This is a genomic window from Phaeobacter gallaeciensis DSM 26640, from assembly GCF_000511385.1.
Taxonomy (GTDB): domain Bacteria; phylum Pseudomonadota; class Alphaproteobacteria; order Rhodobacterales; family Rhodobacteraceae; genus Phaeobacter; species Phaeobacter gallaeciensis.
In genome coordinates this window covers 2,854,531-2,874,252 of the sequence record NC_023137.1, presented here as the reverse complement: position 1 = coordinate 2,874,252, position 19,722 = coordinate 2,854,531, and the positions used below count along the sequence as shown (strand labels likewise).

At 60.7% G+C, this 19,722-nt stretch carries 20 protein-coding genes; 8 read left to right on the top strand and 12 right to left on the bottom strand.

Going from position 1 to position 19,722, the window contains the following annotated elements:
- Positions 1 to 52 precede the first annotated feature (52 nt).
- The 4 genes from GAL_RS13950 (at position 53) to glmM (ending at position 4,166) form a co-directional block, all read left to right on the top strand.
- A complete protein-coding gene (locus GAL_RS13950; protein ID WP_040104101.1) occupies positions 53 to 736 on the top strand; it encodes a cell wall hydrolase in 684 nt (227 codons plus the stop codon).
- A gap of 149 nt (positions 737 to 885) precedes the next feature.
- Positions 886 to 1,806, top strand: coding sequence for a dihydroneopterin aldolase (locus tag GAL_RS13945; protein WP_024098210.1), 921 nt, complete (start codon positions 886 to 888; stop codon positions 1,804 to 1,806).
- Positions 1,803 to 2,798 (top strand): dihydropteroate synthase, encoded by a 996-nt coding sequence (folP, locus tag GAL_RS13940; RefSeq protein ID WP_024098209.1) that lies wholly within the window; start codon positions 1,803 to 1,805, stop codon positions 2,796 to 2,798. The genes GAL_RS13945 and folP overlap by 4 nt, the downstream gene beginning before the upstream one ends.
- Positions 2,799 to 2,819: 21 nt before the next feature.
- Positions 2,820 to 4,166: a phosphoglucosamine mutase gene (gene glmM, locus GAL_RS13935; protein WP_024098208.1), complete on the top strand. Its 1,347-nt coding sequence runs from the start codon at positions 2,820 to 2,822 to the stop codon at positions 4,164 to 4,166.
- A 73-nt stretch (positions 4,167 to 4,239) separates the two neighbouring features.
- Here glmM and GAL_RS13930 read toward each other — a convergent pair whose 3' ends face one another.
- From GAL_RS13930 to ilvC, 3 genes are all read right to left on the bottom strand, one after another.
- Positions 4,240 to 5,157, bottom strand: coding sequence for a DMT family transporter (locus GAL_RS13930; protein ID WP_024098207.1), 918 nt, complete (start codon positions 5,155 to 5,157; stop codon positions 4,240 to 4,242).
- A gap of 73 nt (positions 5,158 to 5,230) precedes the next feature.
- Positions 5,231 to 6,157, bottom strand: coding sequence for a DMT family transporter (locus tag GAL_RS13925; RefSeq protein ID WP_024098206.1), 927 nt, complete (start codon positions 6,155 to 6,157; stop codon positions 5,231 to 5,233).
- Positions 6,158 to 6,318: 161 nt separating this feature from the next.
- Positions 6,319 to 7,341, bottom strand: a complete 1,023-nt coding sequence (gene ilvC, locus GAL_RS13920; RefSeq protein ID WP_024098205.1) for a ketol-acid reductoisomerase — start codon at positions 7,339 to 7,341, stop codon at positions 6,319 to 6,321.
- A 132-nt stretch (positions 7,342 to 7,473) separates the two neighbouring features.
- Between ilvC and GAL_RS13915 the strand changes: the two genes are divergently transcribed.
- Positions 7,474 to 7,929 carry an Lrp/AsnC family transcriptional regulator gene (locus tag GAL_RS13915; RefSeq protein WP_024098204.1) on the top strand — a complete coding sequence of 152 codons (456 nt, stop codon included), beginning with the start codon at positions 7,474 to 7,476 and terminating at the stop codon, positions 7,927 to 7,929.
- Entirely contained in the window at positions 7,926 to 8,384 is a 459-nt protein-coding gene (locus GAL_RS13910) for an Lrp/AsnC family transcriptional regulator (RefSeq protein WP_024098203.1), read from the top strand. The genes GAL_RS13915 and GAL_RS13910 overlap by 4 nt, the downstream gene beginning before the upstream one ends.
- A gap of 1 nt (position 8,385) precedes the next feature.
- On the opposite strand, the gene GAL_RS13905 is transcribed toward GAL_RS13910, so the two are convergent.
- The 4 genes from GAL_RS13905 to GAL_RS13890 all read right to left on the bottom strand — a co-directional run bounded on the left by GAL_RS13905 (position 8,386) and on the right by GAL_RS13890 (position 11,476).
- Positions 8,386 to 9,078 (bottom strand): M50 family metallopeptidase, encoded by a 693-nt coding sequence (locus tag GAL_RS13905; protein WP_024098202.1) that lies wholly within the window; start codon positions 9,076 to 9,078, stop codon positions 8,386 to 8,388.
- A gap of 1 nt (position 9,079) precedes the next feature.
- The gene (locus tag GAL_RS13900) at positions 9,080 to 10,276 is read right to left on the bottom strand and encodes a UbiH/UbiF family hydroxylase (RefSeq protein WP_024098201.1); all 1,197 of its coding nucleotides are present in this window, start codon (positions 10,274 to 10,276) and stop codon (positions 9,080 to 9,082) included.
- Positions 10,277 to 10,402: 126 nt separating this feature from the next.
- The gene (locus tag GAL_RS13895; RefSeq protein ID WP_024098200.1) at positions 10,403 to 10,657 is read right to left on the bottom strand and encodes a hypothetical protein; all 255 of its coding nucleotides are present in this window, start codon (positions 10,655 to 10,657) and stop codon (positions 10,403 to 10,405) included.
- 177 nt (positions 10,658 to 10,834) lie between these two features.
- Positions 10,835 to 11,476, bottom strand: a complete 642-nt coding sequence (locus GAL_RS13890) for a pyrimidine 5'-nucleotidase (protein WP_024098199.1) — start codon at positions 11,474 to 11,476, stop codon at positions 10,835 to 10,837.
- A gap of 190 nt (positions 11,477 to 11,666) precedes the next feature.
- Between GAL_RS13890 and GAL_RS13885 the strand changes: the two genes are divergently transcribed.
- Positions 11,667 to 12,320 (top strand): GntR family transcriptional regulator, encoded by a 654-nt coding sequence (locus GAL_RS13885; protein WP_024098198.1) that lies wholly within the window; start codon positions 11,667 to 11,669, stop codon positions 12,318 to 12,320.
- 19 nt (positions 12,321 to 12,339) lie between these two features.
- Here the strand turns inward: GAL_RS13885 and GAL_RS13880 are convergent, their stop codons facing one another.
- Positions 12,340 to 14,280, bottom strand: coding sequence for a glycosyltransferase (locus GAL_RS13880; RefSeq protein ID WP_024098197.1), 1,941 nt, complete (start codon positions 14,278 to 14,280; stop codon positions 12,340 to 12,342).
- 136 nt (positions 14,281 to 14,416) lie between these two features.
- Positions 14,417 to 15,580, bottom strand: coding sequence for a glutamine-hydrolyzing carbamoyl-phosphate synthase small subunit (gene carA / locus GAL_RS13875; RefSeq protein WP_024098196.1), 1,164 nt, complete (start codon positions 15,578 to 15,580; stop codon positions 14,417 to 14,419).
- Between the two features lie 241 nt (positions 15,581 to 15,821).
- Here carA and GAL_RS13870 point away from each other — a divergent pair, with 241 nt between their 5' ends.
- Complete coding sequence (locus GAL_RS13870; protein WP_024098195.1) at positions 15,822 to 16,295, top strand: GatB/YqeY domain-containing protein; 474 nt, start codon at positions 15,822 to 15,824, stop codon at positions 16,293 to 16,295.
- A 33-nt stretch (positions 16,296 to 16,328) separates the two neighbouring features.
- Here GAL_RS13870 and GAL_RS13865 read toward each other — a convergent pair whose 3' ends face one another.
- The 3 genes from GAL_RS13865 to ctaD all read right to left on the bottom strand — a co-directional run bounded on the left by GAL_RS13865 (position 16,329) and on the right by ctaD (position 19,642).
- Positions 16,329 to 17,114, bottom strand: a complete 786-nt coding sequence (locus tag GAL_RS13865) for a prephenate dehydrogenase (RefSeq protein ID WP_024098194.1) — start codon at positions 17,112 to 17,114, stop codon at positions 16,329 to 16,331.
- Between the two features lie 225 nt (positions 17,115 to 17,339).
- Positions 17,340 to 17,825 carry a DUF2244 domain-containing protein gene (locus GAL_RS13860; protein WP_024098193.1) on the bottom strand — a complete coding sequence of 162 codons (486 nt, stop codon included), beginning with the start codon at positions 17,823 to 17,825 and terminating at the stop codon, positions 17,340 to 17,342.
- Between the two features lie 143 nt (positions 17,826 to 17,968).
- A complete protein-coding gene (gene ctaD / locus GAL_RS13855) occupies positions 17,969 to 19,642 on the bottom strand; it encodes a cytochrome c oxidase subunit I (protein ID WP_014873767.1) in 1,674 nt (557 codons plus the stop codon).
- Between the last annotated feature and the right edge of the window lie 80 nt (positions 19,643 to 19,722).

The window sequence follows — 19,722 nt, the reverse complement described above, 5'->3', positions numbered from 1 at the left end:
GCTGGACGTTTGCAAGGATTTCCACTAGGAGGTGCGATCGCGTGACGTTGGGATGGCCGTGCGCGACCTTTCTAGTGGGGATACCCTGATGAAGATTCTGACTGTAGCTGCCGTGTTTGCTGCCGCCTTGGCAGCAGCCAAAGATGTATATGCGGATTCCGGTTTGGACGCGCTGTTCAAACGTGAGCAATCCACCCTGAACGCCGTACCAAACGGGCGTTTGAATAATTTCTTCAACATTACCCGCCCGACAAAAAAGACCAAGCCGACCGAAGTGAAGTTCACCAAGGACTGGCTGGACAGTGTTCCGGCTGCCAAAGGGGGCGACAATTTCGCCTGTCTGGCTGAGGCGCTTTATTTCGAGGCGCGCGGTGAGACGGTGAAGGGCCAGTTTGCTGTGGCTGAGGTGATCATGAACCGCGTGAAATCCTCGCAGTTTCCCAATAGCCTGTGCGGCGTGATCAACCAGGGAACCGGTCGTAAATACCAGTGCCAGTTTACCTACACCTGCGATGGCCACAAGGAAGTGATCCGGGAGAAGACCGCGTTCGAGCGGGTTTCCAAAGTGGCGCGTCTGGTGATGGATGGGGCGACCACCGGGATTACCGATGGCGCGACCTACTATCATACGACGGCGGTGCGTCCGCGCTGGAGCAAGACATTCACCAAGACCGCGCGGATCGGGGTGCATCTGTTCTATCGTGATGACCGATTCCGGACTGCGCTCAACAACTAAGGCGTGTTTTTGGCTCGGCGCAGCAGGGTGGAAACTCTGGCTGCGCCGTTTTCGGCCACTGGTATGGCGCATGAAGGCCTGTTATGCGGGCGCCGCATGTTTATGCTGGAACCTCACCGCCAGATAGCCAGTTCAGGGGCCCGACCGTCATGTCGTCAGAAATTCGTCTCGCATTTGCGCATCCTTCGGAACGCTCGGAGGCTACTGCGGCCCGTGGGCCGCTCGACCGGATTTCGCTTCGCGATCACACGGTCGAGGTTGAGATTGGTGCCTTTCAAGCTGAACGGGGTACGACTCAGCGGATCTGCTTCAACGTGGTTGTGGAAATTGCCCCACTGCCTGCGGATCTGGATGATGATGTCGACCGGATCCTGTCCTATGATCGTGTGACCGAGGCGATTGCGCATGAGCTGTCCGAAGAGCGGCTGAACCTGCTGGAAACTCTTGCGGAGCGGGTTGCGGAGCGGATCCTGCTTGAACCGCAGGCGGTGCGCGCCTTTGTGCGGATCGAGAAGCTGGACCGTGGCCCCGGTGCGCTGGGCGTCGAAATTGTGCGCGCGCGCGATCAGGTGGCCAGTGAGGTCGATAGCGAAGAGCGCCCGCACCCACGGTTAATGTATCTGTCCAACAGCGCCATCGACAGTGACGGACTGACCGGCTGGATTGACCAGATGGAGTGCCGTCAGCGTCCGCTCATCCTATGCGTCGGCGCGCATGAACTGGCAGCACCGCAAACGGGTCATAAATGGACCCAGCGGCGGATTGATCTTCTGGCCATTGAACAGAACGCCTGGCGGCTGGCCGCAAAGGATGACCGCTGTGTCGTGGTTTCCACGCGGACAGAGCTGGACTGGGCCATGAAAAACGGGCAGATTTGCGTTTGGGCGCCGTCAAAAATCGTTTTGGATGCGGTAGATGGCCCTTCGGCAGCGCCTTCAGAAGCGGTGGCGCTGGCTGCCTGGTTCGCCGGCACATTTGAGGCGGGTGAGATGATCGTTATTGGCGCTGCACTGCCTGACAATCCCGGGGTGCCGCTGCGCGCTGTGGATGTGGAGCAGACCCAACTGTGAGTTATTACCGACCGCTGGTTCAGCACGGGGAAAATCGCCCCGAGGGGGCTTTGTCGCTGATCAGTGGCGGGCTCTGGTTTACCCAAGTCGAAGTTTTGGATCGCGGTGCGCCGCCACGGCTGATGCCTGCGGGGTTGCTGCCCGAGGATGTGCGGCACCGGCTGACGGCGCGCCGTGCGACAATCGCCGGGTTGGATATGACCCATCCGCAGATCATGGGTATCCTGAATGTGACGCCCGATAGTTTTTCCGATGGTGGTCAGCATGATGACGCCAGCGCCGCCTGTGAGGTGGCGTTGCAGATGGTGGCGGATGGCGCCAGCATCATTGATGTCGGCGGCGAATCCACCCGCCCCGGCGCTGAGCTGGTGCCGGAAGAGGAGGAAATCCGCCGTACCGCCCCGGTGATTGCCGCGATCCGGGCCAGATCACAGGTGCCGATCTCCATCGATACCCGAAAGGCGGTTGTTCTTGCTGAGGCGCTGGACGCTGGTGCAAGCCTCACCAATGATGTGTCCGGTTTTACCTTTGATCCGGCGCTGGCACCACTGACGGCGCAGGCCGGCGTCCCTGCCTGCATCATGCATGCGCAGGGCGATCCCGCGACCATGCAGGACAGTCCGGTTTATGATAACGTATTGCTCGATGTTTATGATTTCCTCAAGGCGCAGATTGACCGGCTGGAGGATATCGGCGTGGTACGTGAGCAGATCGTGATCGATCCCGGCATCGGCTTTGGCAAGACGCTGGAGCATAACCTGACCCTGCTGCGCAATCTCAGCCTGTTTCATGGCCTTGGCTGCCCGATCCTGCTTGGGGTCTCGCGCAAGGGGTTCATCGGCAAACTGGGCCATGAGCCGGATGCCGCCGCCCGCGCGCCGGGCTCCATTGCAGTAGGGCTTGCGGCCCTGGCCCAAGGCGTGCAATTCCTGCGGGTGCATGATGTTGCTGAGACGGCGCAGGCGGTTCGCCTGTGGCAGGCCGTCCGATAAGACCCCACCGAAAGGGCTGATATGCGCAAATTCTTTGGCACTGATGGCGTGCGCGGCACCGCCAATATCCACCCTATGACTGCGGACATGGCGCTGCGCATCGGCGCTGCTGTGGGCCGGTATTTCCGGCGCGATGCCTCCGGCGTGCACCGGGTCGTGATTGGCAAGGATACACGGCTGTCGGGTTATATGTTTGAAAGCGCGCTGACGGCGGGGCTGACCTCTACGGGTATGAATGTGCTGTTGCTAGGCCCGGTGCCGACGCCAGCTGTCGGGCTGATGACACGGTCGATGCGGGCTGATCTGGGCGTGATGATTTCTGCCAGCCACAATCCGGCGGCGGACAATGGCATCAAGTTTTTCGGCCCCGATGGGTTCAAACTGTCCGACACCGTCGAGTTGGAGCTGGAAGCTCTGATCGAAGCGGGGGTCGAGCCTGCGCAGGCGCAAAACATCGGTCGCGCCAAACGGATCGACGATGCGCGGTTTCGATATGGGGAACGGGTCAAGAGCTCCCTGCCGCGCGACATCCGCCTCGATGGGCTGAAGGTTGTGATTGATTGCGCCAATGGGGCGGCCCATCGCGCCGCGCCTGAAATCCTGTGGGAGCTGGGCGCGGAGGTGATCCCCGTAGGGGTTTCGCCGGATGGCACCAATATCAACCGGGAGTGTGGCTCGACCCACCCGGGTACGGCGGCGGAGACCGTGGTGGCCCATGGCGCCCATGTCGGGATCTGTCTGGATGGTGATGCGGACCGGGTGATCCTGATTGATGAAACCGGCAAGGTGGCCGACGGCGATCAGCTGATGGCGCTGTTGGCGACACGCTGGGCGGAGGACGGGCTGCTGGCAGGCAAGGCGCTGGTGTCGACTGTCATGTCGAACCTCGGGTTGGAGCGTCATCTTGCAGCGCGGGGCATTGGTCTTGAGCGTACGGCTGTCGGCGACCGCTATGTGGTGGAGCGCATGCGTGAGGGCGGGTTCAACCTTGGTGGTGAGCAATCCGGCCATATCGTGATGACGGACTATGCCACCACCGGTGACGGGCTGATGGCGGGCTTGCATTTCCTGGCGGAGATGGTGCGCGCCGATAGGCCGGCCTCCCAGCTCGCGCAGCAATTTACGCCGGTGCCGCAGCTGTTGAAAAACGTCCGCTTTGCTGCGGGGCAGGCGCCACTAGACACCGATCAGGTGCAGGCTGCGATCAAGTTGGCAGAGGCCTCGCTGGCCGGGCAGGGGCGTCTGCTGATCCGCAAATCAGGCACTGAACCTCTGGTTAGGGTCATGGCTGAGTGTGAAGACGCCAAGGTGCTGACGCAGGCGGTGGACAGTGTGGTCGCTGCGGTTGAGGCGGCGGTCGCCGAATAACGCAGTCTCTGGATTGCGATGTGACTGGCTGGAAACGCCTGCCGCTGATGTGCCAGCTGGTGGGCGTTTTACCCTATGGATTATGTCCCTGCGTGCCGCCGAACAGGCGCTTTAGCCTGCCAAACTGGCTGAGGCCAAGGCCACCGAGGATGAGGGTCATCGCCAGCAGCATGGAGGGCGGTAGCTCTTCACCCAGGAAAACTGCGCCCAGAACCACGGCCCAGATGGGCACCTGGTAATTGGTCAGGGTCATGAAGGTGGGGCCGGCCTCGCGCACCACGATCACGCGCAGCAGGTTGGCGGCAGCTGTGGGGATCAGGCCGAGGACGGCGGCAATCAGCAGCGTGCGATTGTCTGGGACCACCGGTGGCCCCTCTGCCATCCAGGCGACCGGAACGATGATTGTGGATCCGATGACCAGCAGGATGGCCGCCAGCCCCAGCGGGTCCACCGGGGGCAGACGGCGGGTCAGGATCGAGCTGACCGAATAGCAGGCTGCCGACGAGAGGCAAGCGGCGCGGCCATAGGATTCCAACTCTGATCCGCTGCTTGTAAACGCCTTACCGCCGATCAGCAGAGCGACACCGACAAAGCCGATGCAAAAACCAATGAGGCGGCGCAGGGTCATCTGCTCACCCGGGATAAAGACATGCGCCAGCGGTAGCACCATCAGCGGAATCGCCGCCATGCTGATGCCGGTGAAGCCGGAAGAGACATGCTGCTGTCCCCAGGAAATCAACATGAAGGGCAGGGCGGTGCTGAGGACGCCGATGAGGATCAGAGAGGGCCAATTTGTCTGATCTTTGAATAGCTTGAAGCCGCGTATGCCCCAAATCGCACAGAGCAGAAGTGCCGCAAACCCAATGCGACTGGCCGCCAGCCAGAAGGGAGTTGTGCCCTCTAGCGCAAGCTTGATCAGCAGAAATGTCCCACCCCAGACAAAGCCGAGGATGGCAATCATCAGCCAGTAGCGCGGTGCGATGTTGGGCATAGGGTCCTCCGCCGGTTCACCGCGCGACAAGACCCCGCCGGGCAGGTGGGGTCAATGGCAATTGCTTTGTTATCTATCGAAGTGGTTTCACGGGCAGGCCGCGCGCACGGCGGTTGCGGCTGAGAAGGAGGCCGCCGAGGATCAGCGCCAAGGCGGCAAAGAGCTGCGGCGGCAGGGTTTCACCCAAGAGAGCCGCGCCGAAGATCACCGACCAGACCGGCACCTGGTAGTTCACGGTTGAGAGGAACGCCGGGCCTGCGCTGCGGGCGACCTGAACCAGCAGCACTTGGGCGAGGGCCGTAGGCAGCAGGCCAAGGTAGATTACGGCGGCGAGCGGCTGCATGGCGGGCAGCTCCGGCACACCTTCGGCCCAGAGTGCGGCAGGGGTCATCATCGCAGCACCGCACAGCAGCGCCGCGGCAGAGAGAGACAGCATGTTTACCTGCGGGCAAAGCCGAGTGATGATTGAGCCGATGGCGTAGCACAGCGACGCACCAAGGCAGGCGAGGCGAGCGAGCGATTCAAAATCCGTACCGGCAGAGCGGAAGGCATCCAGCCCGATCAGAACCACAACTCCGGCAAAGCCGATCAGGAAGCTGATGGTGCGGCGCAGGGTCATATGTTCGCCGGGCACCAGAAGATGCGCCAGCGGCAGCACAAACAACGGCACCACCGCCATGCACACCCCGGCAAAGCCGCTGGCCACGTAAGTTTGCCCCCAGCTGAGCAAGGTGAAGGGCAGGGCGTTGGTGAAGAAGCCCATGCCAAGGGCGCAGGCCCAGATAATCCGGCCATCAGATGTGCGCAGCGAGGGCAGGGCGATGCCCATGGCCTTGATGACAGCGAGCAGACACAGCGCGCCGATCAGGATTCTGAGCGCGGCGATGGTCATAGGAGGGAAGCCCCGCAGTGCCAGCGACACCGCCATGAAGGAGGCGCCCCAGATCACACCAAGAAACAGAAGCTTGGCCCAGTTGGTGGCGCCGGGGGAATTCGTCATGTCGCATCCCTCAATAGATTATGGATCATCGCCGGTGCGATAGCTGTCAGAAGCAGCGGCCGGGCGAAAAGAGTTATTGTCTTAAGTATATGACCAAAAAGGGCGCCCCAAACTGGAGCGCCCCGCAGAGAAACTGGGCTGCGGGTCTCCCCGCAAGCGCCTTAGTTCTTCTCTTTGTCGACCATCTTGCCGGCGGAGATCCAAGGCATCATGTCGCGCAGTTTGCCACCGACCACTTCGATCTGGTGCTCGTCATTGGCACGGCGCGATGCTTTGATTGTGGGCTGGCCCACAGCGTTTTCCAGCATGAAGTCGCGCACAAATTTGCCCTGCTGGATGTCGGTCAGCACGTCCTTCATGGCTTTCTTGGTCTGCTCGTAGGGCAGGATGCGCGGGCCGGTGACGTACTGGCCGTATTCCGCAGTGTTGGAGATCGAGTAGTCCATGTTGGCGATGCCGCCTTCATAGATCAGGTCAACGATCAGCTTGGTTTCGTGCAGACACTCAAAATAGGCCATTTCAGGCGCGTAGCCTGCTTCGACCAGGGTCTCAAAACCGCAACGGATCAGTTCAACGATGCCACCGCAGAGAACCGCCTGTTCGCCGAAGAGGTCGGTTTCACATTCTTCCCGGAAGTTGGTCTCGATGATGCCGGAGCGGCCGCCGCCGATGGCGGAGCAGTAGGAGAGGCCGATCTCAAGCGCTTTGCCGGTGGAGTCGGTGTCAACAGCCACGAGGCAGGGCACGCCGCCGCCTTTGGTGTATTCGCCGCGCACGGTGTGACCGGGGCCTTTGGGGGCCATCATGATGACGTCGACGCCTTCTTTCGGCTCAATGAGGCCGAAGTGTACGTTCAGGCCATGGGCAAATGCGATGGCGGCACCCGGCTTGATGTTGTCGTGGACATATTTCTTGTAGGTCTCAGCCTGCAGTTCGTCGGGCATGGTGAACATGATCACGTCACACCAGGCCGCCGCTTCCGCGATACCCATAACCTGAAGGCCTTCGCCTTCGGCTTTCTTGGCGGAGGCAGAGCCTTCGCGCAGGGCAACGACAAGGTTCTTGGCGCCGGAATCGCGCAGGTTCAGCGCGTGGGCGTGACCTTGAGAGCCATAGCCCAGGATGGCCACTTTCTTGTCCTTGATCAGGTTAACGTCGCAGTCGCGGTCATAGTATACACGCATGATCATCATCCTTATGTTTCGTGTTTGAGGGCATCATAGGGGGCATTGACAGGCGAAGTAGCCCTAATGTGGGTGAATAAATCGCGATATGTGCAATGGTTATTCTCCATGTAGTGATATAATGTAGTTTTCATGCTTGATGATCTCGACCGACGCATACTTCGCCACCTGCAGGCGGATCCGGAGCAGTCGCTGCCTGATCTGGGGGACCGCCTCGGCCTGACCGCATCACGCCTGTCGCGGCGGCTGGAGAAGCTGCGCGAGGGTGGGATCCTGCTGGGGCAGCGGGCAGTGATTGACTGGCGCGCGCTTGGCTATGAGGTGGAGGTCTCGCTGCGGATCACGCTGGACAAGACCAATTCACGGGCCTTTGACGAGTTTATTCCGGCCGCACGGGAGATCCCTGAGGTACTGGAGATCCAGACCTTTCTGGGGCAGGTGGATGTGCGGCTTTCGGTGATTGCGCGGGACATGCCGCATTACCAGCAGATCTATCGCGCTGCGATCCTGACCCTGCCGCATATCACCGATATCGAGGCATTGATGCATGTGGCGCGGATCAAATCGAACGAGGCTTTGCCGATATGATTGCGCTGGATGAGATTGATCACGCGCTGTTGCGCGCGCTTGGGCAGGATGCGACCCAGTCTGCGGGTGCTTTGGGGCGCGAGCTGGGGCTCAGCCAGCCCGCCACGTGGCGGCGCATTCGCCGGTTGCAGGAGGCCGGCATCATCACCGGGCGCAAACTGGAACTGGATGCAGGCAAGCTGGGGTTTGGTGTGACGGTTTTCCTGGGCATCAAGCTGGCCACCAAGGGGCGGGTCAGCCTGGAGGATTTCGAACGCGCGGTGTCCGCCATTCCCGAGGTGCAGACGGTGGAACATATTCTGGGCATGTATGATTATCGCCTGCGGGTCACCGCTCGCGATATTGCCGATTTCGAGCGGGTGCTGCGGCGACGGGTGATGACCCTGCCCGGCGTGGGCAGCGTCGATGCGAACGTCCTGCTGAGCGAGGAACGCAGGCCCGGTCCGCTGGGCTAGCCTAGAGGCTGCGGCGCAGCGCGATATTGCTGGATCGACCAAGCCCGTATCGAAGGGTCACGCCAATCACCGCGAGGCTGATCACCAGCCAGAGAGCGCCCCAAATGACGGTTGTCCCGCCGATTTCCTCCGCCATCATACGGGCGTCGGAGCGCAGGTAAGAGCGCGCGATTGTATCGTCCCAGATATCAAGCGGCGCATAGATCATGCTGCTGATGCCGATAATCCGCAGGATCAGGTCATTGACGGCAAGGCTGAGATAGCGCGCGGTGGCCAACATCAACGCGCCTGTCACCAAAGTGAAGCCGAGGGCGAAGAGATCACGGATGTATATGGCTGCAACAAGCAGCGTCAGCGCCGCAAACAGGGTCAGGACTTTGCGGTCCCAATCGGTGCGCAGAGCGATGACAAACAACGCAGCCCCAATGAGCAGCGACCCGGTGTACCCGGCTGACAGCATCAGAAAGCGGTTGCCGCCCCGCGCGGTCACGCTGCCGCCTTCATAGGGATCGATGGTCAGGTTTAGGACCTCACCGCCGGTGGCGAGGGTGACAATAGCATGAGAGGTTTCGTGCAGGAAAACGGTCAGGATACGCAGTGGCAGCACTGCTGGCGTGGACCAGAGCAGCACGATCAACAGCGTCAGGCCGATCAGTTGCCAATGTCCTGTGATGAAGCGCCGTAGGAACGGCATCCTATTTGACACCCAGCCCCATCTGCATCAGCGTCTTGCGTACCGGCGCCATGGAGTAGAGCGCGTTGAGGCCAAAGGCACGCAGATCGCGCAGCGGACGAGGGCTGAGCATGGAGGTCCGGTTCAAAAGGTCGATTCCTTTTACCCGCATCAGAATATCGCTATGGCGGGCTTTGTGGTAGCTGTCGAGCATCGCCGTATCACCCAGCCCTTCGGGACGGGCCTGTGCCAAATCCAGCAGTACGCGCAGATCGCCCAGCGACATGTTCAGACCCTGGGCCCCGATGGGCGGCACGACATGGGCGGCCTCTGCCATCAGGGCCAGGCGTTCGCCATTCATGCGGGCGGCGGATTGGCTGATGATGGGCCAGATGCTGCGGCGGGAGGCCAACCGCAACTGCCCCAGAACGCCACAGCTGCGCCGGTTCATTTCAGCCTCGAAAGCTGCCTGATCCATGCGCTGCAGCGCCTGCGCTCGCGGGCCATGTTCCATCCAGACAATGGCGGACGAAGGCTGGCCGTTGTGATCCGGCAGCGGCACCAGTGTGAACGGCCCGCCGGAGCGGTGGATCTCGGTCGAGACGTTTTGATGCGGCTGCGCGTGTGTGACGGCAAACGCCAGCGCTTTCTGCCCGTAACGGGTTGTTCGTACAGGGATCCCGGCCGCGCGTCGCATCGGGCTGTCGCGCCCATCACAGGCCAGCACCAGGCGGGCGGTGACGCTGCTGCCGTCACTCAGGGTGACCTGTGCGGCGTTTGTGCGTGTGAACAGCTTAGTGGTACCAAGACCGGGGCGGAAATCCACGGTATCGAGGTCGTCAAGGCGCGCCAGAAGTTCGCGGCGCAGCAGCCAATTGGGCAGGTTCCAGCCAAACGGTTGATCGGAGATGTCGGCAGATTTGAAATCCTTGGTGACGCGGGCCACGGGCTCAGCGCCGCCTGCATCAATGATCCGCATAATCTCTAGCGGCGCGGCGTGGCTGTCGAGCCGCGCCCAGATCCCCGCCTCTTGCAGCAGTGCCTTGGCCGGTTGCAGGATTGCGGTGGTGCGCAGATCGGCCCCGGCATCGTCGCGCAGCGTCACGGGCGGCGTCGGGTCGACGCAGATCACCGTGAACCCGGCAGCCCCCAGTGTCGCCGCGGCGGTCAACCCTGCGATGCCACCACCGGAAATCAGAATGTCGCAACTGTCAGCCATAGAACCTGCCTTTCGTCTCTGCTTCTGAGATAGGCCGGTGATGATCGGAATGACAAGCGACATACTGTCCTTTTTGGTGGCGCCGTCGACTGCGTTTGGTGGCGCCGTCGACTGCGTTTGCCCAGATCAGCCGCGGGTGATGCTTACCAGGATCACGAACATGATGGCTGTTTTGGCGACCGCAGGCAGGAACAGCGCCGGCAGGCCCCAGATGGCGACGGCCAGCCCCCAGAGCAGCACATAGAGCAGAATGGCCAGCAGGGCCTTCGTCGCATTGGCCTGATCGCGGCTGTCAGAGGGCGTCACGGGGGATGGAGTAGCGGGGGCGGCCACCGTTGGGGCCGTTTGCTGCTGGGCGTGGTCAAAAGTCATGTCGTTCATTGGGCGGCATCCTCGGTCTGAGCAATCCGCGCGGATCGTGGCAGCAGGGCGCCACGGACGCGCATCAAAGATGCCAGCCATATATACCTTATCAGCCCCGGCAAAAGAGCGGTGCGGCGGCGCGCCACAGGGGTGCGACAGGATGCGCAGCCGGGGCTGTGTGTGGTGCACCGGTGCTCAGAGCAGGCCGAGAAACCCGGTCAGATCATCGGTATGATGGTGGATATGCGCGCCGGGTGTTGCCTCGGGCGCGACATGGACTGTCCGCATGCCCAGATCATGTGGGGCCTGAAGATTGCGTGGATCATCCTCAAACATCGCGGCCCTTGCTGTGTCGATGTCGGCCTTGGCAAAGATGATGTCAAAAGCCTGGCGCTCCGGCTTGGGGCGATAGTTGGCGTGTTCAACGCCGTAGATTTCGTCAAAACAGCCCTCAAGTCCCCGCGCGGCCAGCACCTGTTCGGCATAAGGCGCGGTGCCATTGGTATAGATGATCCGTTTGCCGGGCAGGCTCCTGATCCGCTCAGCCAGCAGGGTGTCCGGCTCCAGTTGATCGAAATTGATATCGTGAACCTCCAGCAGGAACGGATCTGGATCCAGATCATGATGTGCCATCAGCCCCGCAAGGGTGGTGCCATGCTCGCGCCAATAGTCGTCGCGCAGCTTGTTGGCCATTTGCTGGTCAACGCCAAGGGCAGTCATGACATAATCCGTCATCTTGACCTCAATCTGGTCAAACAGCCGGGCAGACGGGTGATAGAGGGTGTTGTCGAGGTCGAACACCCAGTGGCGGACGTGAGAGAAAGATTGCGATACCATGGCGAGGGACCTAGGCCGCGACCTATGCGATTGCAAGCATCGCCGGTGGAATAGTCGATGGAATAGATGTGGCTGAAACGCGAACCCTGACCGGAATACACCGCGCGATCTTAACCGCTTGGCCGGGGCGGGGTTGATTGCACGGCTCCGAGGCCTGTAGACATCGGGGAGCAACAATCCAAGGATCGACATGAGCCTTCCTCGCAGTACCAGCCAGACCGACGCTTATGCGCTGATCCTTGAAGCCATTGATGTCGGGGTCTATCGCCCCGGTGACCGTCTGGTCGAAAGCGACCTTGCGGAACGGTTCGGCGTGTCGCGCACCCCGATCCGCGAGGCGTTGCAGCGGCTTGAGACGCAGTCCTTGCTGGAACGTGACGGGCGGTCGCTGATTGTTGCCTCGCTGGACCACAACCAGATGGCGGAGCTGTATGTGGTGCGGCGCGAGCTGGAAGGGCTGGCCGCCAGCCTTGCGGCGCGGCATGCCACCGAAGAAGAAATCCGGGTGCTGCAGGAGATGGTCGCCTCGGATGATGCCTTTGTCGACAATCCGACGGAGCTGGCCAAGGCGAACCGCCGTTTTCATGAGCAAATCCATCTGGCCTCACACAATCGGTATCTGGTGCAGCAGCTGAACCTGGTGCATCGCACCATGGCGCTGATGGCAACCACATCACTGGCCGCGGAGGGGCGGGGCCGGATTGCCCAGGCAGAGCATAAGAGCATTGTGAGCGCCATTGAGCAGCGTGACGAGCAGGCAGCGGGTCGGGCGCTGAAGGATCATATTTCGGTGGCCTTCATGACCCGGTTGAAACAGGACGCTGGCGATCGCAGCAAGGGGTAGGGCGCCCGCTGCCCTCACGCTATGTCCGGGGGAGCGGTGTTTTCCGGGATGTCTGTGACTGCCCATGCGCGGTCTTGTCCCAGAAAAACGGTTTGAAGATCAGCTCATAAAGCGCCTTGTAAACGGCGATCACACCCATCGGGAAATACAGGATCATGCTGGGTGTCCAAAGCGCCAGCCAGCGCCGTCCGCTGGCGAAAGCGGCGGTGATCCCGATCGTGATGCCCAGCAATTCGAAGAATACCAGAATGGCAGCAGCCAGATAGGGCGCTCCGGCGGGCAGCAGTGGCGTACTCGGGTGGTCGAACCCCAGAGTGATCAGCCAGAAGGTCCAGAGGCAGGGGGCCAGCAGGAACTGACCGACCGTGCCGAGGAAGAAGGCCTGCAAGCCAAGAAATTGCCGCCAGCCCAGTTGCCGCGCCAGGACAGCGGGGCGGCGCATATGGACCAGATAGGTGACCATGAAGCCCTTCAGCCAGCGTGACCGTTGCTTGACCCATGGCCAGGGGCGGCAGTTTGCCTCCTCATAGGTGGTGGTGGGCAGCATCTCCGTGCGGTAGCCAAGGCGGCAGAGCCGGACGCCTAGATCGGCATCCTCGGTCACGTTATGGGCATCCCAGCCGCCCAGTTGTTCAAGTATGTTGCGGCGAATGAAAAGTGTGGTGCCGCCCAGTGGGACCACCAGCCCGAGGCGTGCAATGCCCGGCAGTACGATGCGGAACCAGCTGGCGTACTCAAGCGTGAAACAGCGCGATATCCAGTTCTGACCGGGATTGTAGTAGTCCAGCGCGCCTTGCAGGCAGGCCAGATCATTGTCCCCTTGGGCAAAAGCGCGCGCCACCAGCTCCAACTGATCAGGGTTCGGTGCGTCCTCGGCGTCCCAAACACCGATAACCTCACCGCGGCAATAGTTTAGCGCGTAGTTCATGGCCCGTGGTTTGGTGGTGAGACCGCCGTGGGCGGGCACCTCGATCACCCGGAACCAATCCGGCAGATCGGCGCAGCGGATGGCATTGCGGGTCACCTCGTCCTCTTCTTCCAGTACGAGTAGAACCTCCAGCAGGCTGCGCGGGTAGGTGAGTTTACACAGGCGTCGTAATAGCGCGCGGCCAATCTCCGCCTCCTTGTAGAGGGGCACCAGAACGGAGATTCGTGGCAGGCGTTGCGGTGTTGCTGCTCCCCCCAATACCTGATTGGAGCAGAGCGGTGGTTTGGGCTGTGATCGGGTCTTTTGATGCAGGCGCTGCCTGCGTTGATCCTGAAGATGGGACAAAAACCCTGCACATTTCAGCAGCACAAACAGCAGCAGTGTCAAAAGGGCGAGGCCGCAGAGCAGGGTGAAAACCACCCTCGGCATGGTGGTGACAAATGCGAGAGCCACCAGCCCGATGAGGAGCGGCAGACCGAGCCAGTTCGGCTGGCCAAGGGTGCGGCAACTGTAGGCCAGCGGCACGCAGGCGCTGGCATGGCGGGCGAGATCGTCGCGAAAATGAGCGGTCAGAAGTTCAGTAATCTGGGCCTCGTTGGCGATAACCGGTCGGATATCGCCAAAACTCTCCGCAAGATCGCGCTGTAGTTCAGCCAGACCGGCCGGATGCGCAATCGCCACCACAAGTGTCTGCCCCAGTTGCATATATGGCAGCGCACAGCGACGCAGCCAAAACTGGGCGGGTTTGCGCGCGAGCAGACGCGCCTGGGGGCGGTGACCACTCAGATCAACCCGTTGCAGACCATGCTCGGACGACAGCGCATCCAGAACCTGTTCCTGACTGGCCCATCCTTCGGAAACAAGGATGTGATCAATCGGAACACGCTGATGCTGGCGCAGAACCAGCGCCCGCATCAGGTGGTCTTTGCTGACGGCGTGATGCTCAACCAGGCGCCGTTCAAACGACGTTTGGCGCTCTCGCCGGATCAGGGGGCGCGCGGCCTCGATCAGTCTGAGGTTGTGTTCAGCCATAACTGAACAGTTTATGCGGTTGCGGATTCGGACAAGAGATTTTTTGTCAGGGGACTGCCCAAATCCCTGTTATCCATGGCAAAAACTCGCCATGGATCGGTATTTTTTGCGCAGGCTTATCTAAAGCTGTGTCGATTTACGCGGATTTACGCGCTGCCATTGCCTCGGCGAACCGCTCAAACAGGTAGAAACTGTCCTGCGGGCCGGGGCTGGCCTCCGGGTGATGCTGGACAGAATAGACCGGACGATCCGAGATGCGAATGCCGCAGTTGGACCCGTCAAATAGTGAGACATGGGTCTCTTCAACGCCGTCCGGCAGGCTCTGACCATCCACCGCAAAGCCATGGTTCATCGACGTGATTTCGACTTTGCCGGTGGCGTTCTCTTTTACCGGGTGATTGGCGCCATGGTGACCGTGGTTCATTTTGACGGTCTTACCGCCGAGCGCCAGCGCCAGCATCTGATGGCCGAGGCAGATCCCGAACATCGGCAGATCTGTTGTGTCGAGGATTTCCTTGATCATCGGCACGGCATATTCCCCGGTGGCGGCTGGATCGCCCGGACCGTTGGACAGAAAGACGCCATCAGGGCTATGTGCGAGTACCTCCTCTGCGGTGGCGGAGGCGGGCAGCACGGTGACGTCGCAGCCTGCAGACGCGAGGCACCGCAGGATGTTGCGTTTCGCGCCGTAGTCGATGGCGACAACTTTGTGCTTTGGATCTTCCTGACGGGTGTAGCCCTCAGGCCAGGCCCACCGCATCTCGTCCCAACGGTAGCTTTGGGTGCAAGTCACGTCCTTGGCCAGATCCAGACCTTCCAGGCCGGACCATTCGCGGGCCTTGGCGACCAGGGCTTCGATGTCGAAGTTGCCATCAGGATCATGGGCCAGCGCCACATGCGGCGCCCCGAGCTGGCGGATTGCGCGGGTCAGACGACGGGTATCAACGCCGCCGATGGCAATGCGATTGGTCCGGGTCAGCCAGTCCTTCAGCTCTTCTGTGGCGCGCCAGTTGGAGGCCAGTGTGGGGTCCCATTTCACCACCATGCCAGCGGCGACCGGGTCAGCGGTTTCGTCATCTTCCGGGGTGACGCCGGTGTTGCCGATATGGGGGAAGGTGAAGGTCACGATCTGTCCCGCATAGGAGGGGTCGGTCATGATTTCCTGATAGCCGGTCATGGCGGTGTTGAAGCACAGTTCTGCAACTGTTTCGCCATATGCTCCGAAGCCGTTTCCGTAAAAGATGGTGCCATCTGCGAGCGCCAAACATGCTGTGGGTTTGGGCGTGACGGTATCGGCCATGGCGCGACTCTCCAATCTGGGCAAAATTCATGGGCTTTTAAGGGGAGGGCCGCAAGGCGTCAAGCCTGCCTGGGCGTGTTACGACCGTGTTCTGATCCTGCACAGCCGGTCTTTTTGCTCGACTATAGCCTTTGATGACCGCTGGGGAGTGTCCCAACGTCATTCGGAGGGCCGCAACTTGAACTGGACTACCACTTTAGGTAAAGATCCGGTTTCCGACTCCGTGGGAATGGACAGATAAATGGATACGCGAACTCGGGTCAATATGGCCCTGAAACAAGCCATGAAGGACCGCGCAGCAGCCCGACTGGCAACCCTGCGTCTGATCAATGCCGCGATCAAGGACCGCGAAATTGCTGAGCGGGTGGATGGCGAAGCGGGGGGAATCGGCGATGCTGAGATCCTCGCGATCCTGGGTAAGATGACCAAGCAGCGCAATGAAAGCGCGCGTGCCTATGAAGAGGGCGGGCGGCTGGATCTGGCAGAGCGCGAGCTTGGTGAGATTGCCATCATCGAAGAATTTCTACCTAAGCAGCTGAGCGATGATGAGGTGGCAGAGGCCGTGAAGGCCGCTGTTGTCGATACCGGTGCCCAGTCTATCCGGGATATGGGCAAGGTCATGGGCGCGCTGAAAGGCAAATACACCGGCCAGATGGATTTTGGTAAGGTCGGCCCGCTGGTCAAGGATCAGCTGTGCCAAGGGGGCGATTGCTGACCTGCCAATGACTGGCGGATATCGTTGCAAAGATCAGAAGCCCGCCGCGTTTGGCGGGCTTTGTTGTGTGCGTGGCGTGACGGGGTGTTGGCCAAGGTCAGCGGCGCGCTGCAGAAAGCTGTCCCGCACATCTGCTGCAAACGGATTGTCGCGCAGGATCGCCTCCAGCACACCGGGGGCATCTCCCGTCACCATGCGGCTGGCCTGCTGCATCAGCTCGAAACTGGCGGTGGTCATCCGAAGAGTCTCCGGCGCGACCTGATTGAGGGCCTGAGCAATCAGATGGGTGAGCCCCTGTACCGTCGCTAATTCGCGGTCATGCGCCTCGGGTGTGGTCCAAATCACCTCAAGCTGAAAGAAATGCCGCAACATTGCTGCCAAGCGTAATGGGCGACCGCCGCGCAGGGGGCAGAGGGCGATTTTCTGACCCGCGAGTCCCTGCCGGGTGCTTTCGGGACCAAAGAGCGGGTGGGTGCCAAGCAGATTGACCTCTGGCGGCAAGATCCGGTGCATCACATCGGCAGGGGCCATTTTCACGGATCCGACATCCAGTACCCATGCGCCGGGCCTGACCAGTGGCGCAAGCGCGTGACACAGCGGCTCCATCGCGCCAACAGGCACGGCGAGGATCACCAAGGGGCAGGCGGCTGTTTCCGCGAGCGAGCCGAATCGGAGAGATGGGTGGCGTGGCCCTTCACAGGTCTGTGCCGGATCATAAACGCAGATCGGCACCAGCGGTGACAGGTGGCGGGCGATTAATTGCCCAAATGCGCCAAAGCCAATCAGGCCAATGCGGGAGAATAGAGGAGGTTGGGGCATCGAAATTGGGCTCCGGTCTGTGCCGCGATGCCGATGGTAAAGGATGGGAGATGATGTCTCAGACCGCCGGATCGCGGCGGGGTAAACATCAAAGAAATGAGAATGCGTCCGCCGTTATGGAAACAGCGGATAATAGACGGTCGAAAAGATCAGGCTCGCATTGGTCATAAGTCAGCCATAGCCGGGCTGGGCGTCTATGTCAAAGGGCAGTACGTCAAGGGCGGGTCATGCCTTGCGAAAGGCGGTTCTTAGTTCGTCATAGAGCGCCTTGCGTTCATCCTCTGACAGGAAGGCCCCGATCTCTACCTCGCGACCGCTGCCGCGCAGTGTGACATAATTGGGCACCGGGCCATCATCTGCGTGCAGCTCGACCTCGGTCCAATAGCGATTGCAGCTCCAGTTCTGGCGCGGGCCCGTTGGATTGATGCGCTCCAGATGCGCTTCGCTGGGGTCGAGCGTCAGCACCTCCAGCACATGGCGGTCGCGGCGGCTGCGGTCCAGCGCCCATTTTACCGCGAAAAGCGTGGCCGTCACAAAGGGAAGAATCCCCCAGAGAGCAGCGCTGCCCACAAGTGGGATCATCGGAATGGTGATCAGTGCGGCAAGCACCGCCATGAACCGGACGTAGCCTTCTGGTCGCAGCGATTGATGCGGCCAAAGATGCAGCTCCTGGTGACTGTCAGTCCGGGCGGTGGTCCATTGGTAGGGCATGGCGTGAACTTAGCGTCTCGGCAGAGGCTGTCCAGCACTTCGGGGCAGACATCTTCAGCGATGTGCCGAGATGTGTTGATGCCAAGAAGAAGGCCCCGAAGCGGGTGCTTCGGGGCCTGTCTGTGTTTCAGCTCAACTGCACTTTAGTGCGAGTGGGAACGATCCCAGTCTTCCTGCTTGGGCAGGATTTCGAAGGTGTGCTCCGGCGGCGGAGAGGGCAGGGTCCACTCCAGCGTGTCGGCATACTCGTTCCAGTAGTTGTTCTGGGTGATACGAGCGCCACGCAGCAGCGAGTAGATCACAACACCAAAGAACAGCAGGAACGAGGCAAAGGACAGGAACGCGCCATAGGACGAGATCTTGTTCCAGTATGCGAAGCCTTCCGGGTAGTCGATGTAACGACGCGGCATGCCCTGACGGCCCAGGAAGTGCTGGGGGAAGAAGGTCAGGTTGGCGCCAATGAAGAACATCCAGAAGTGGATCTGGGCGCCCAGCTCGTTGTACTGACGACCGGTCATCTTGCCGAAGTAGAAATAGATGCCGGAGAAGATCGCGAACACTGCGCCCAAGCTCATCACGTAGTGGAAGTGTGCAACCACATAGTAGGTGTCGTGATAGGCACGGTCCACAGAGGCCTGCGACAGAACCACACCGGTCACACCGCCAACGGTGAACAGGAACAGGAAGCCGAAGGCAAACATCATTGGCGCTTTGAACTCAATGGAGCCGCCCCACATGGTGGCAATCCAGGAGAACACCTTAACCCCGGTGGGAACCGCGATGACCATGGTGGCCAGCATGAAGTAGGCCTGTTGGTTCAGCGACATGCCAACGGTGTACATGTGGTGTGCCCATACGACGAAGCCCAGAACACCAATCGCAATGATCGCCCAGACCATCGGCAGGTAGCCAAAGACTGGCTTGCGCGCGAAGGTCGCGATCACGTGAGAGATGATGCCAAAGCCCGGCAGGATCACGATGTACACTTCCGGGTGGCCAAAGAACCACAGGATGTGCTGATACAGGATCGGGTCGCCGCCGCCGGCAGGATCAAAGAAGGTGAAGCCGAAGTTGCGGTCCATCAGCAGCATGGTGATCGCGCCCGCCAGAACTGGCAGGGACAAGAGGATCAGCCAGGAGGTGACGAAGATCGACCAGGAGAACAGCGGCACCTTGAACAGGGTCATGCCGGGTGCGCGCATGTTTAGGAAAGTGGTGATCATGTTGATCGCACCAAGGATCGAGGACGCGCCCGAGACGTGAACGGCGAAGATCGCCAGATCCATGGAGAAGCCGCCTTCATTGGTGGATAGCGGTGGGTAGAGAACCCAGCCAACACCGGAACCAGCTTGATCGTTGCCGCCAGGTGCCAGAACCGACGCAACCGCCAGCGAGGTGCCTGCGACATACATCCAGAAGGACAGGTTGTTCATCCGCGGGAACGCCATGTCCGGCGCGCCGATCTGCAGCGGCATGAAGTAGTTGCCGAACCCGCCGAACAACGCGGGAATGACCACGAAGAACATCATCAGGATGCCGTGGCCAGTGATCAGAACGTTCCAGAGGTGCCCGTTGGGGGTACATTCCGCAGACGCATCTGCAAAAAGACGTGCGCCTTCGAGGCACATGTATTGAACGCCGGGATCCATCAGTTCAAGCCGCATGTAAACGGTGAACGCGACGGAGATGAAACCAACGATCGCCGAAACGATCAGGTAGAGAATGCCGATATCCTTATGGTTCGTGCTCATGAACCAGCGGGTAAAGAAACCGCGCTCGTCTTCGTGGCCGTGACCATGAATGGCTGCATCTGCCATTAAGGTGCCTCCTGTTGCATAACGATAGGCCCAAAAAACCGCATAGGTGGGCCTAGACTCATCTTGCGTTTTAGTTCGCC